Origin of the sequence: Bifidobacterium sp. ESL0764 (assembly GCF_029395515.1) — a bacterium.
Classification (GTDB): Bacteria; Actinomycetota; Actinomycetes; order Actinomycetales; family Bifidobacteriaceae; genus Bifidobacterium.
In genome coordinates this window covers 1,022,085-1,035,725 of record NZ_CP113919.1, presented here as the reverse complement: position 1 = coordinate 1,035,725, position 13,641 = coordinate 1,022,085, and the positions used below count along the sequence as shown (strand labels likewise).

At 58.1% G+C, this 13,641-nt stretch carries 9 protein-coding genes and 1 riboswitch; of the genes, 4 read left to right on the top strand and 5 right to left on the bottom strand.

Annotation, left to right across the window (positions count from 1 at the left end):
* Nucleotides 1–12: 12 nt before the first annotated feature.
* Complete coding sequence (locus OZX71_RS03740) at nucleotides 13–2,400, top strand: hypothetical protein (protein WP_277160548.1); 2,388 nt, start codon at nucleotides 13–15, stop codon at nucleotides 2,398–2,400.
* Nucleotides 2,401–2,453: 53 nt separating this feature from the next.
* Here OZX71_RS03740 and OZX71_RS03735 read toward each other — a convergent pair whose 3' ends face one another.
* From OZX71_RS03735 to OZX71_RS03725, 3 genes are all read right to left on the bottom strand, one after another.
* A complete protein-coding gene (locus tag OZX71_RS03735) occupies nucleotides 2,454–3,656 on the bottom strand; it encodes a pyridoxal phosphate-dependent aminotransferase (RefSeq protein WP_277160547.1) in 1,203 nt (400 codons plus the stop codon).
* A 182-nt stretch (nucleotides 3,657–3,838) separates the two neighbouring features.
* Nucleotides 3,839–4,606 carry a polyphosphate--glucose phosphotransferase gene (gene ppgK, locus OZX71_RS03730; protein ID WP_277146947.1) on the bottom strand — a complete coding sequence of 256 codons (768 nt, stop codon included), beginning with the start codon at nucleotides 4,604–4,606 and terminating at the stop codon, nucleotides 3,839–3,841.
* Nucleotides 4,607–4,728: 122 nt separating this feature from the next.
* A complete protein-coding gene (locus OZX71_RS03725) occupies nucleotides 4,729–5,796 on the bottom strand; it encodes a glycosyltransferase family 2 protein (protein ID WP_277160646.1) in 1,068 nt (355 codons plus the stop codon).
* A 141-nt stretch (nucleotides 5,797–5,937) separates the two neighbouring features.
* Nucleotides 5,938–6,090, top strand: a riboswitch (FMN riboswitch).
* On the opposite strand from OZX71_RS03725, the gene OZX71_RS03720 reads away from it, so the two are divergent.
* The 3 genes from OZX71_RS03720 to OZX71_RS03710 all read left to right on the top strand — a co-directional run bounded on the left by OZX71_RS03720 (nucleotide 6,075) and on the right by OZX71_RS03710 (nucleotide 10,858).
* The gene (locus tag OZX71_RS03720) at nucleotides 6,075–6,704 is read left to right on the top strand and encodes an ECF transporter S component (protein WP_277146951.1); all 630 of its coding nucleotides are present in this window, start codon (nucleotides 6,075–6,077) and stop codon (nucleotides 6,702–6,704) included. It overlaps the preceding riboswitch by 16 nt.
* Before the next feature lie 13 nt (nucleotides 6,705–6,717).
* On the top strand, nucleotides 6,718–9,375 hold the full coding sequence (locus OZX71_RS03715; RefSeq protein ID WP_277160546.1) for an energy-coupling factor transporter ATPase: 2,658 nt from the start codon (nucleotides 6,718–6,720) through the stop codon (nucleotides 9,373–9,375).
* A 136-nt stretch (nucleotides 9,376–9,511) separates the two neighbouring features.
* Nucleotides 9,512–10,858 carry an amidohydrolase family protein gene (locus tag OZX71_RS03710; RefSeq protein ID WP_277160545.1) on the top strand — a complete coding sequence of 449 codons (1,347 nt, stop codon included), beginning with the start codon at nucleotides 9,512–9,514 and terminating at the stop codon, nucleotides 10,856–10,858.
* Between the two features lie 265 nt (nucleotides 10,859–11,123).
* On the opposite strand, the gene OZX71_RS03705 is transcribed toward OZX71_RS03710, so the two are convergent.
* The gene (locus OZX71_RS03705; protein WP_277146956.1) at nucleotides 11,124–12,116 is read right to left on the bottom strand and encodes a D-2-hydroxyacid dehydrogenase; all 993 of its coding nucleotides are present in this window, start codon (nucleotides 12,114–12,116) and stop codon (nucleotides 11,124–11,126) included.
* Between the two features lie 58 nt (nucleotides 12,117–12,174).
* The gene (locus OZX71_RS03700) at nucleotides 12,175–13,587 is read right to left on the bottom strand and encodes a replication-associated recombination protein A (protein WP_277160544.1); all 1,413 of its coding nucleotides are present in this window, start codon (nucleotides 13,585–13,587) and stop codon (nucleotides 12,175–12,177) included.
* Nucleotides 13,588–13,641: the final 54 nt, after the last annotated feature.

Genomic DNA, 13,641 nt, shown 5'->3' with positions numbered 1-13,641 from the left:
TAGAATAAACGTGTGAACACTTCTTCGAACAGCTTTGCCAGCCACCACAAGACCGCCATATTCGCGCTTCTCGCGGCCGCGATCATACTTCTGCTCGAGTGTTTCGCATTCAACTTGCAGTTCTGGAGCACGCTGGGCGCAAGCCGCGATTCCGTTTCGGCGCTCAATGCGCTCGGCCCTGGCCTGTCCCGGCAGAAAGACGGCACGCTCCTGGTCACCGACCCGACCACGGCGTTCCTAACAACCCAGAGCGATGGAAGTTCACCGTATATCCGCGTCGATCCTGCCGAATCGACATTCCGTTTCACCACGCCATCTGAGGTTCTGGGATTTGCGGACGCCAGCCAAAACACGGAAAACGCGACGAAGGCAACATCGAAGGCTCCGTCGACGGCTTTCCGTCTTCGAGTGGACGCCGCCGGACATTCCTCCCGTGTCCGTTCCGTTTCCACACTCATCTCCAACTCTCGCTATCTTCGCGTCCCTGACTTCAAAGCCTCATCCCGAGCCACGGATATCAAGGTGTGGGTCGACGAACCTGCTGGGACCCGGGTCGATATCGCCGCCGTTCATGCCAACGTGCGCGTTCCGTTCCACGCCAGTTGGGGGCGCGTCGCGGCCATGGCCGGCATCGTCGCGCTGATTGCGTTGTGGATGCCCTCTTCGACCCTGTGGCGATGGCGTCTGGACACCTCAAGCGTGCGGCAACGACTTGCCTTCGCCGGTTTCATGTCGGTCATCGCAGCGCTTGCCGTATTTTCGATTGTGCGATCGATCTGGACGGCAAACTCAGCGAACTTCCAAGAGCCCGGCAATTACACCTATGATTTCAACCAGTATGGCCACATGGCGGATGCCTTGCTTCACGGCCGCGCATCATTGGACCTCAACGTGCCGCAAGCCTTGAAAGACATGGCAAATCCTTATGATCCACAAGCCCGTGAGGCCGTACTGCAAAAAGGAGTCTCGCCGATTTACTGGGATTACTCGTTTTATCAGGGCCGTTGGTATTCGTATTTCGGCGTGTTGCCGGCTCTGTTGATTTTTGCCCCCTACCGTCTGGCGACCTCACTCTTCGTTCCGGGCGGTTCCATGCTCCCTTCGGGCGCGGCTGTGGCGTTTCTGCTCTTTGTCTTCGTGCTCTTCGGCTCCCTGCTGGTTATCCGGCTGCTCAAATTGCTGAATCCCCGGACTTCAGTGGCCACGGTCTCGATGGCCATCACCCTTTTCCTGCTTGGTTCACAGGTCGGTTATCTGGCATTTCGCATGAATTTCTATTCGGTTCCGTTTGCCGCTTCCCTCGCCCTGAGCACGATGGGATTATGGTTCTGGTACGGTTCGACACTGCCTCACTGTCATACATTGACCATTGAGCGGGCGTCGGCCCTGTCGTGGCCACACCTGGCCGCAGGATCATTGTGCATGGCGGCCAATTTTGGCTGCCGTCCTACGTTTGCCTTGGTCGCGCTGTTGGCCTTCCCCATATTCTGGCCACAGATTCGTGCGATATGCACCAGGTCTGCGACCGCAGGAAAAGCGCGGAAACACAAAACGACGATCGGCGTACTGGTTTCGATATTGCTTCCGGCATTGGTCGTGGTGGTGCCATTGTGCATGTACAATGCGATCCGATTCGGTTCTCCCTTCAATTTCGGGGAACGTTACCAGATCACCGTCGCCGACATGACCCATTACCGCAACTCCCCCGCCAACCTGCTGCCTACGCTCGGCTATTACCTGTTCCTGCCGCTGCGTTTTACGCATGACTTCCCGTTCATTGCCGTCAACCCCACACCGGTGACGTCATGGAGCTACGCGGAACCAGTGGTGGGCGGACTTTTCACACTGTGCCCGGCACTTGCAATCATCGTCTTGCCGCTGGTGCCCAGAGTGAGGAAACGTATCCGCCACAGCGGCCTGCTCCGCCTGGTTGTTGCCGCCTTGCCGCTGGCTTTGCTGCTGCTGTTCGTCGACATCGTCAAAGGCGGTATCGGCTGGCGTTACATGGTCGATTTCGGCTGGCTGGTGGCGATGTCCGCAATCGTGGTGGTCGGAGCCATTCTCGGCGATGCAAGACCTTGCCGGAACAAGGAAAAGACCATGCCGCAGCCACATTCCAATCCAAGAGATGACGAAAAGGCCGCACCGTTACCACAACAGAATTCATATCATCGGTTGGTAAGATCAGGTCTCCGATTCCGGCAACTGACTATGTCCGAGACCCTCAGGCCGGGAATCGATTGGGGCTTAGTAGCCCTGCGCCTTGTCATGCTTCTGCTTACTCTGGCAAGCATTGCGATAGCGTTGCTCACCGTCTTCGTCCCCGGTCGTGAGGACGCCCTGACCCGTACGAATCCTGCGCTCTTCCAAGCCGTGGCTTCGTGGTTCATCGTCGCGTAAGCAACGGACTCAGAGGATTCCGCTTTCCGGAAACGTCCTGGCTTACCACAATCTCAAACGACGTCGAGCTCGAGCAGGACCGCTTGCAGAACAGCCTTGATATTGCGTTCGAAGACCTCCGGCTCAGGCAGCAGAGATACGGCCAGATAACCGTTTTCGGTCATATCGAAGTAATAGCCGGGTTGACCGGTCAGGTGAAAATCACGGATCAGACGCAGCACCAGCGCGTTCTCGTCGATGACCGAGGGGAAGCGCAGCAATACGTTCCAGCCGCCTTCCGCGCGCAGGACGGAGACCAAGCCGGATTCGTCCTCGTCCAGCATGGTGTGCAGACGCGTGAGATTGTCCCGAGTGCGCTTTTGCACACGATCAAGTTGTCCGGGAACCGCAGCAAGCAGTTCCGGCATTCGATCTGAAATGATGTCGCTGAACGGCAGGTAATCGTCGGCGATGATATCGAGCCTGCGTTGCGCCTCGGCAACCAGATCCTTTGGACCGCTGACTTGAATCCATCCGACTTTGGCGTGCGGGGCAGCCAAAAGTTTCGAAAAGCCATCCAGAGCGAACGTGAGCGCACCCTGCTCCCCCGCCAGCCGCCGGTTGCCTTCAAACGGTTCCATGTCATAGTCGAAGAACACCTCGTCGGCGATGATGGCGACATCGTGCTCGCTGCAGAGCCGGAGAAGTGCTTCACGTTCGTCCGGCTTGACGTAGGAGCCGGTCGGGTTGTTCGGATTGATCAGGACGATGGCCTGTACGTTTTTGCCTTTCGGACTTTCCAGAAGCTCGCGCAGCCAAGCCACGTCAATGAACCACGACCCGTCGAATTGCAGCTGGTATTCCAGCGTATCCACGTTTTCCAGCCCGCCGATGGATTCGATCAGCGGATAGCCCGGTTTGGGGCCGAGCACGATATCTCCCGGATCGCACATCAGCTTGAACAGCCACGTATAGGCCTCGGATGTGGAGCTCAAAAGATAGAGATCATCAGGGCTGACAGATTCGGATGAATCTTGTTCTTCTGGAGCTTCCTCGAGATTTCTCTTGGTAAGGAATTGAGCGAGTTCCTTCCGCGCCGCCAACGGCCCGCGGGACTCGGCGGTATAAACGCCTGGCACTTCCGCGGGGGCAAGACCATGCTTCGTCGGATTGGAATCGTTAACGGTATCGAGTGTGATTCCTCGGCTTCTTGCCTCGGCTTCAGCTTTGGCGATGGGATTGAGCTTGGTCGAACCGACCCTTGACGAAAAACGCATGATCTCCATTCACATCCAATAATTTCAATGTCGCAATTCCGCATCAATCCTCGACCACATCTTTGCCTGTCAATGATCGAAAGATCTGGCTGCAGCCACCAGAGACGATTCTACTTCAGGATATTCAGCCAAAACAAAAGTTCCGCCCGGCAACCACCGAACGGAACTTCCAAAACCAACGATCAGACAAGCTTGGTCGTCGCATAATACGCGGCGCCCACAATGCCCGCCTCGTTGCGCAGCTTGGCCTGCACAATCGGGGTCTTGATGTCGATATAGGGCAGGAACTTGTCGGCCATTCGGCTCACCCCGCCGCCGACCACGAAGAGGTCGGGGCTGAAGTATTTCTCAAGCAGACCGTAATACTTGGTCAGGCGCTTGGCCCACTTCTTGTAGCCGAGGCTCTTCTTGTCGCGCACAGAGGATGCCGCGTACTTCTCGGCGTCGCCCTTGCCCTTCTCCAGCTGGATATGTCCAAGCTCCGTGTTCGGCAGCAGCACGCCATTATAGATGAGCGCGGTTCCGATACCGGTGCCGAGAGTGGTGGCGATGACCAACCCGTCTTCACCCTTGGCCGCACCGTACTGCTGTTCGGCGAGTCCGGCGGCATCCGCATCGTTGACCACGGTGACCGGACGCCCACAAGCCTTGGAGAAGACTTCGGTGACGTCCAGGCCGATCCATGACTTGTCGAGATTGGCCATGAAATCAAGCGGCTTGCCGGGCTTGATCGGTGCGGGGAATGCGATGCCGACCGGAGCCCCTGCCGGAACTTCAAAATGCTCGAGTTCCTGACGAACGATGGCGGCGACAGCATCCGGGGTGGAAACCTCAGGGGTGAGGATCTTCAGGCGTGGCAGAGCGAACTCACCCTTTTCCAAATCCACCGGGGCCGCCTTGATACCAGAACCACCGATATCAACGCCAAAGGCCTGTGCTGTCTCAATCATCGCTAACCCCTCTTGTAACAGGTTGGAAAAAATAATCGTTGACATTGTACCGCACTCGATGGCCAATACGCTTGTATCAGCACCTAAATTGAATATGCAGACGCATAACCTTCCCCGTATCGTTATTTCAGCGGCGGCATCGGCTGCCAATTGGGGTCATGCAAAAGCTTGCGCGAATCGACCCAACCTTTGGCAATGGCTTTGAGGCCGGTCCTGATATGCTCGCGGTCGACGGCCACAAGACGGATGACCTCTTTGAGTGCGGTCAGCAGCGTACCCAGAGCGAACAATGCCGGTCGATAGTCGCCATGAGCCATGAAGTAGCGGGCCATGTAGCCGCGGTTGCGCATGATGTGGTAGCGGTTCATGTCGGAGGTCGAGTTGAGCTGGCGGACGCCGGCGATGTCCCAGTTGCCGATATCGCGCGTACGCTGGATGATCTTGTCGTTGACCACGATCGGATCGGTCACCTTGCTGGCCAGATAGCCGTAGATCGTGTCGTCCCAGTAGATGAAGAAGCGCGGGTCCGGCAGGCCGATCTTTTCCACGATATTGCGACGGAACAGGCCGCCTTCGAAGCACATCGTATCCATCGTGCGATAGCCGGAAGGGCCGAACGCAGCGGGCGCGATGGGATTGGGGATGCCGAGCGGGACGATGAAATCGTACTGCCAATAGAAATCGCCGCCGTCGTAATCCAGACGCGAACCCTGAATCACGTCGTGGCGAGGCGTCCACTTGGCCAGTTGCCCGATGGCGTTCGGGAGCACGGCCACGTCGTCGTCCATCACCCAGAACCATTCGGCTCCCAGCTCGTAAGCCTTTTTCACACCGTTGGAAAAGCCGCCGGACCCCCCGATATTGCCTTTCTGCGGCGCATAGACCACACGTTGGGTGTTGCCGCTTTCATCCGGCTCGGTCTTGCCCCACTGGGCATTGACCGCATCGGAAAACCGCTGCACCATCACTTTGGTATCGTCGCTGTGTTCGTTGTCGACGACGACCACACGCCAAGGGGCGGCGTTCAGCGCCTTGATGGAATCGAACAGCCGCGCCAAAAGCTTCTGCCTCTTGTATGTCACCACGACGATGGCCAGTTTCTCAATCGGAGATTGCTCTGAAGAGGCGCCTTCCCTGCCTTCGGCACCATCAATATCCACAGTGTTGTTGTTTTCAGTCATATCCCCTATTCTTGCACCCCCACACGATGGCGGCAACAAGACCGGAAAGAACCCCGGGCATTGTCACGATGCATACAGCACGCGTGTGTAATTCATCAATGTGCGCAAAAACGTTTGACTTTTGGGTATGCATACGGGTATAGATAGAAATGCAAGTTTCAGGGAAGGTGAAATTCCTTATTGGCGGTAACGGCACTGTCGATTTCAAAACGACAGCATTGCCGAAGCCCGCGAGCCGCGAAAGCGGTCGATCCGGTGAGAATCCGAGGCCAACGGTGACAGTCCGGATGAAAGAAACGAGGCTCATCATGAGCAATATTTCTGGTACCCAAAATCCGTCCGATCCTTATCAGCGGGACAAGACGCAATCATCTCATTCCACCGGTGTGGCCGACAAGGGCCGCTGGTCGACGCAACGCATCGCGATCTACGCGCTGTTCGTGGCTCTGGCGATGGCGGCCTCCTTCATCGAATTCCCCATCATGCCCGGCGTGCCGTGGCTGAAATACGACCTTTCCGGCATCATCTGCCTGGTCGCGGGCTTCGCGTTCGGTCCGATGGCGGCGTTCATCGTCAGCGTCCTGAGCTGGATCCCCCACCTGTTCATGAACCCGTGGGGCGCCATCATGTCCATCGCGGTCTCCGTGTTCCTGAGCGTTCCGGCGGCCATGGTCTACAAGCGCATGCGCACCCGTGTCGGTGCGTTGGTCGGCATCCTGGTCGGCGTGGTCTTCGGTCTGATCGCGGCCATCGGCGGCAATATCATCATCACGCCGATCTACGCACATATGACCACCGCGCAGGTGCTGGCGATGGTCGTGCCGATTCTGCTGCCGTTCAACCTGATCAAGTTCGCCATCCACGGCGTGGTCACCTTCGCCATATACAAGCCGATTTCCAACCTGTTGAACCGTTAGGGATTTCGCAGAAATGACTACGGTCGACAATACTGACGCTGATACCGAGCCCTATGTGTCTTCTGAGCGCGAGGGCTCGGTTTCGGCGTATTCTACAGCCCACGATATCGATAATAAAACCGGCAACAAGAATCAGCCTGCGAATCGCGTTCAAAGGACCGGGAAAACGAAAGCGACCCAAGCAAACGACACCAATGGCTTTGCAGCCCGGCTGAACGGCATCCGTTTCAGCTACGACGGCGGCAAGTCGTGGGCGCTGAACGGCATCGACCTTGATATCCGCACCGGCGAACGCATCTGTCTGGTCGGCCCGAACGGATCGGGCAAATCCACGCTCTCCCGCCTGATTGCAGGGCTTGCCGCGCCCGATGACGGCTGCGTGACCTTGCTCGGCTACGACGTGTTTTCTTCCGGTACCCCGCACAGCGATCTCTATCGCAAGGCACGCAAAGACATCGGCGCGGTCTTCCAGAATCCGGCCGATCAGATCATCACCACCGTCGTGGGCGACGATGTGGCGTTCGGACCGGAAAACCTGGCTCTTGAACCCGACGAGATCACGGCAAGGGTCACCGAGTCCCTCAACGCGGTCGACATGCACGATTCCCTGCTCGACGATCCCTCGCGCATGAGCGGCGGCCAGCAGCAACGCATCGCCATTGCGGGGATACTGGCAATGAACCCTAAGATGATCGTACTTGACGAACCGACGGCGATGCTTGACCTGGAAGCCCAACAGGATGTGCTGCGCGTGCTCGACAATCTCCAGAAAACCGGGACCACCATCGTCCATGTCACGCACCGACCCGAAGAGCTGAAGGCGGCGGATCGGATCCTCAGTCTCGAAAACGGGAGGCTGGTCAGGCTCTCGCAGATAGAGGCCACATTGAAGCTTTCGGTGACCAATGCAGACGACACGGGAATGCTGAAACCCGACGGTCTGATCATCGCAGCAAATTCGGAAAACCCGATCGACGCCAAAACCGGGAAAAACGAAAATGACGGAAGCGCTTCGGCCAACGCTGGCACAGACACAACCGAGGAACTCGAACACGTACGGACCGGCAACGCCGCAAACCAAAACAGAAAAAACGAAACTTCTGCGGCATTCGACGTCGAATCCAGTGCCGATGGACCCGCCATCTGCTTCGAACACGTGTCGTTCCGCTATCCGAAGGCCAGCAGCGACACGTTGCATGACTTTTCGATGTGTATCAGGCAGGGCGAGGTCGTGGCCATCATGGGCCGCAACGGCACCGGCAAAAGCACGCTGACAAGACTGATGACAGCATTATCAAAACCCGATAGCGGCTCTATCAACGTGGCGGGAATCGATTTGCGTTCGATGTCACGAAGTGATAAGAAAGCGCTGCGTTCCAGCGTGGGGCTGGTGATGCAGCAACCCGAGCACCAGCTCTTCGCCGAAACCGTAAAGCAGGATGTCGCATACGGACCCAACAATCAGGGTCTGCCGACGCAGATCGTCAATCAACGCGTGGAACGTGCCTTGGATCTGCTGGGGATCAGTGAACTGGCCGAACGATCCCCCTTCTCGCTTTCCGGCGGTCAGCAACGCCTTGCCGCCATCGCCGGCATCATCGCCTGCGGCCCGCGTATTCTGATTCTTGACGAACCGACGGCGGGACTTGACGCCACGGCCAGCGAGCGCATCTACGCGCTGGTACGCACGCTCAACGCGCATGGCGTCACAATAGTCCTGATCACCCACTCACCGCGTCAGGCGCGTCAGCTCGCCGACCGTGTCATCACTCTGGGCGAAACTGCACAAGACGGTACCGCTCAGAGCGGAACAGGCGAGGAAACCGCCCAATTGGCGAGTGCCGGCAAACCGACAACCGACAATACGCCTTCAGAAACCAGCCAACGTCCAAGTCTCATCGCGCGCCTTGACCCACGGGTCAAACTGGTCGTGTTCCTCGTGCTGATGTTCACCTCGTTCATGGTCAGCTCCCTGCCGCAGCTTGGGCTGACCGCGCTGATGGTCATCGTCCTCGCGGCGGCGGCGAAGCTCGGGCCGAAACGCCTGTTCCGTGCCATGCGCGGATTCCTGATATTGCTTCTGGTCATGGGCATCATCAATATGCTCTTCGTGCGAACGGGCAGGCCTTTGGTAACTCTCTTCAATTTCCCGATCACCGACGAGGGCGTGATGGCGGCGATACTCTACACCTGCCGTTTCGGGCTGGTCATTTTGCTGGGAATCATCCTCTTGCAGACCACGACGCCTACGGCGCTGACCGACGGATTCGGCTCTCTGCTTTCCCCATTGCGACGCCTCGGCCTGCATACCCAGGAACTGGCGTTGGTGATGAGCCTGGCATTGCGCTTCCTGCCGACGCTGGCCGACGAGGCACGCAACATCATGGACGCTCAGACGGCACGCGGCGGCAGTATCGAAACAGGAACGCCTGCCAAACGAATCAAGGCGATAGTGGCCATCATCGTCCCAATTTTCGCCGGAGCCCTGCGGCATTCCGACAACCTCTCGCTAGCGCTTGATGCGCGCAGCTACGAGGAAGGCATCCACCGCACCCACTGGCACGCCATGCGCGTAACCGGAAAAGACATGATCTTCATTATTCTGTGCGCAATGTATCTTGCCGTATTGCTGAGTCTTAAAATCGGAATTCTTTCGGTGGTGCGGTTATAGCGGGGCGCATCGCAATCTGTTTGTGATGTCTACGAAATGAAGTCATAAATTCTTTTCTTTCGCAATGTTATGTGATAAATCCTGATAGAGTGGAACAGAGCCTCAATCAAACTGTTTTGCTTATCAAGGAGACGATATGCACGCACCACGCAATACCGCTATAGAACCATTCGCCATCGAACATGCCACCATAGCCACCGGCGACGTTGACGGCCGCACGTTAAGCGACACGACCATCGTCGTGGACGGTCTCGGCAAGATCCGGGAAATCGGCCCCTCGTCGACCGTTGTGGTGCCTCCGGGCTATCACAAGCTGGACGGAAGCGGCAAGGTCGTCTCCCCCGGCATGATCAATGGCCATACCCATACCTTCTCTCAAGGGCGACCGCTCGACCCTAAGGACAGCACGCCCGAAGGCCAGCGCAAGACCGCGAAGCTTGTGCATTCGGCCCCGGGCAGACTCTTCATGTATGAGACCAGCAAGTCGAACATCATGACGTTGCTCAACTCCGGGGTCACCACCATCCGCACCGTCGGCGATGTCGGGTACGAGGTCGTCGCCATCCGCGACCGTATCAACGCCGGAAAGATGGTCGGACCGCGCATTTTGGCCGCCGGCCCGATGCTCGCGATTCCCGACGGCCATGGCGCTCCGCTGGTGGCCATGGAGAGCACCACCCCGGAAGAAGCGCGTAGCGAAGCCGAATACAGCATCGACCATGGCGTCAATGCGTTGAAGATCGCGGCCACCGGCGGCGTCACCGATTCGCAGGTGCTCGGCGAGGCCGGAGCCCCGCAGATGAGCGAAGAGCAGATGCGGGCCATCTGCGAGGCGGCCCACGCCAACGACATCATCGTCGCGGCGCACGCCCAGAGCGAGGAAGGCGTTCGCAGGGCCTTGAAGGCCGGCGTCGACACCATCGAGCACGGTTGCACGCTGGACGACGAGCTCACGGAGCTCTTCCTGAACAACCCGAACTCGCTGCGGGGCTGGAGCGCCTTGGAGCCGACGCTTTCCGCCGGTCTGCCGATGAAGTATCTCTCTCAGGAGACACTCAACATGACCGACATCCAGATGGAGAACTCCGTGCCGGTGGTCGAAGGCATGGTCAACGGTGCGAAGCAGGCGCACGAAGCCGGCATCAAGGTCGGCGTCGGCACCGACACCGCCATGCCGTTCGTGCCGCAGTACGGTACGTGGCGCGAGATGGATCTGCTCAACCGTTATGCCGGATTCAGCAAGGCCGAAGCCTTCCACGCCGGCACGCAGGTCACCGCCGAAATCCTGGGCCTGAGCGACGAGACCGGCTCGCTGGAAGTCGGCAAGTCCGCCGATCTGCTGGTGTTGGACGAGAATCCTGTCGACAATCTGCGCACACTCGAGAAGCCGCTGCTCGTGGTCGCCGCCGGACATCCGATCTTCCACCCGCAGGTCGATCGCTTCGACGACATGGAAGCCCAGCTGGACGAGGCGTATAAGTAAAGCCCATCCATTCCCGTGATCGGCTTCTGCTGAATTTGTTTTGGTTGGCATCAACCAAGAATCCGTTATTCCGAATCGTCGGAATGACGGATTCTTGTATATTTCAATACATGTTGCATCGATGGAACGGCCGGAAAATCCTCAGGGCAAACTGACCAATTCTCCTTCCCGATAGCAATTGTGGTTCGACTCCAATGGAGTCGAACCACAGCTATCAGCATGCAAACCGGTAGATAGCCACACGGCCATCCGGTATTCCTTGTATCTAGCGATGCGCGTTGTCCTGCAACGGCTCGCCGTTGACATATCGGCGCACGTTGGCGACGGCGATGTCGACGATACGGGCGTCGTTGCTGGCCAGATGGCTGCCGCCGGCGACGTGCGGGGTCATGAGGCACCGCGGTTCATCCCAAAGCGGATGGTCGCTCGGCAGCGGTTCCGTCTCGAAGACATCCAGACCGGCACCACGGATGGCACCACGACTCAAAGCCTCGGCCAAGGCATCGTCGTCGAGAGCATCTCCGCGCCCGCCGTTGATGACAATGGCATCCTTTTTCAGCAGGCCAATCCTACGTGCATCAAGCAGATGATGGGTATCGGCCGCCCTCGGCAGAGACAACGCCACAACATCGGCCTGCGGCAACAACGTATCGAGTTCATCGAAACCATGCATCTCATCGATGCCTTCAACAGGTTTGTCGGCACTGCGCCGCACACCGACCGTACGCATGCCGGCACCTTTGGCGAGACGTGCAAAATGCGAGCCGATATCGCCGGTGCCGATGACCAGAGCCGTCGCGCCGTTCGGTGTGAGTACGGTACCTTCGTCCTTCCATTGATGTTTCGTCTGATCGCACACATACCGGGTGAAGTTCTTCATCAACGCCCACATCATGGCGATCATATGTTCGCCCACAGATTGGCCATAGGCACCCGTAGCGCTGGTGATCGTCACACTTTCAGGCAGCACACCTGGCTTGATATAGGCATCGACGCCCGCACTCCATGTCTGCAACCATTCGAGGTTCGTGAATTGCTCGGCAATGGACGGGTCGAAATTACCGAGCACCGCCGTCGCTTTTCCGCGAAGCCCCTCCGGTATCTGCGCCTTCACTTTCATATCGCCATAATGCTTATAATCACCGCAGAATTCGATGGGTACGTCACCCGCTGCCTCGATGAACCGCTGCCTGTCCTTTTCACGAACCGGTATGCAGTTGACGATCAATTTCTCATTCTTGTTGGTTTCGTCTGCCATAGACACTCCTTTGATGATGGCTGTTGCCTTATCCTTTAATAATTCTAATCGTTTCCAGCTATTTGTCTCGACCGTCTGAAGCACCGCCTGATTCTTTTTGGTCGTTGGCAGCCCCGCCATGCAGAATCTGACGTATCTTTTCCAACCTCGGCCCCACCTCGCGCTCGTAGCCACGGTTGTTGGGATGATAGTATTCACGTCCCACCAGTTCATCGGGCATGTATTGCTGCGTGGCGACGGCCCCAGGGGCATCGTGCGCGTATATGTAGCCTTCCTTGTTGCCCCAGTCCTTCATCAGCTTGGTCGGGGCGTTGCGCAGCCAGAGCGGCACTTGTCCGATCATGCCGGCGTCGACGTCGGCGAGCGCCTGATTGATGGCGTTGTAGCTGGCATTGGACTTGGGAGCCGTGGCTACGGCGATGACCGCCTCAGAGAGGATGATCCGTGCCTCGGGCATGCCGACCATGGCGACGGCCTGCGCTGCGGCGACGGTGACCTGCAGGATCTGGGGCGCGGCCATGCCGACTTCTTCGGCCGAGGCGATCATGATACGACGCGCGATGAAGCGCGGGTCCTCCCCCGCACGCAGCATACGGGCCAGATAATGCAATGCAGCATCCGGGTCGCTGCCCCGCATCGATTTGATGAACGCGGAGGCGACGTCGTAATGGTCGTCGCCGTCCTTGTCGTAACGTACCGTCGCCGAATCCATGACCGAGGAAACGACGTCAGGGGTGATGATCGGCTTGCGAGCGCCTTTCTTGCGTTCCTTGTCGCCGGTGACCGCACCCGCGGCCGCTTCGAGGATCGTGAGCGTCTTGCGTCCGTCTCCTCCGGCCATACGAATGATCTCGTTTACCGCCTCATCGCTGGCCTTGACCTTGCCTTTAAGCCCATGCTCACTTTCCAGCGCACGCGTAATCAGGGTTTTCAAGTCGTCGGGTTCCAGCGACTCAAGCTTGACCACCACCGAACGACTGAGCAACGGCTTGTTGATGGAAAAACTCGGGTTCTCAGTAGTCGCTCCGATGAACGTGACATCGCGGTTTTCGACGCTGGGAAGCAGCGCGTCCTGCTGGGATTTGGAGAAACGGTGCACCTCGTCGATGAACAGCACCGTCTCACGCCCTTGCGTCACCAACCGTTCGTGTGCACGCTCCAAGACCGCGCGCACATCCTTGACTCCGGAAGTGACAGCGGAAAGCTCCTCGAAATCGCGTCCGGACTGCTGGGCCACAATATAGGCCAACGTGGTCTTGCCGACTCCCGGAGGCCCGAAGAGGATGATTGAGCTCGGCGCGGTCAAGGAACCTTTGGATGCCGGGCTGGCAAGCCGACGCAACGGCGAACCGTCGCCTAAGACCTGCTGCTGACCCACCACTTCATCAAGCGACACAGGCCGCATCCGCACGGCAAGCGGACGGGTCACGTCTTCAGGCGCATCGGCGGCACTGAACAAATCCTCGGTCATATTCTTATCCTATACCTTGCATTCGAACATTTGTTCGTTTTCTGCTATCTTGGC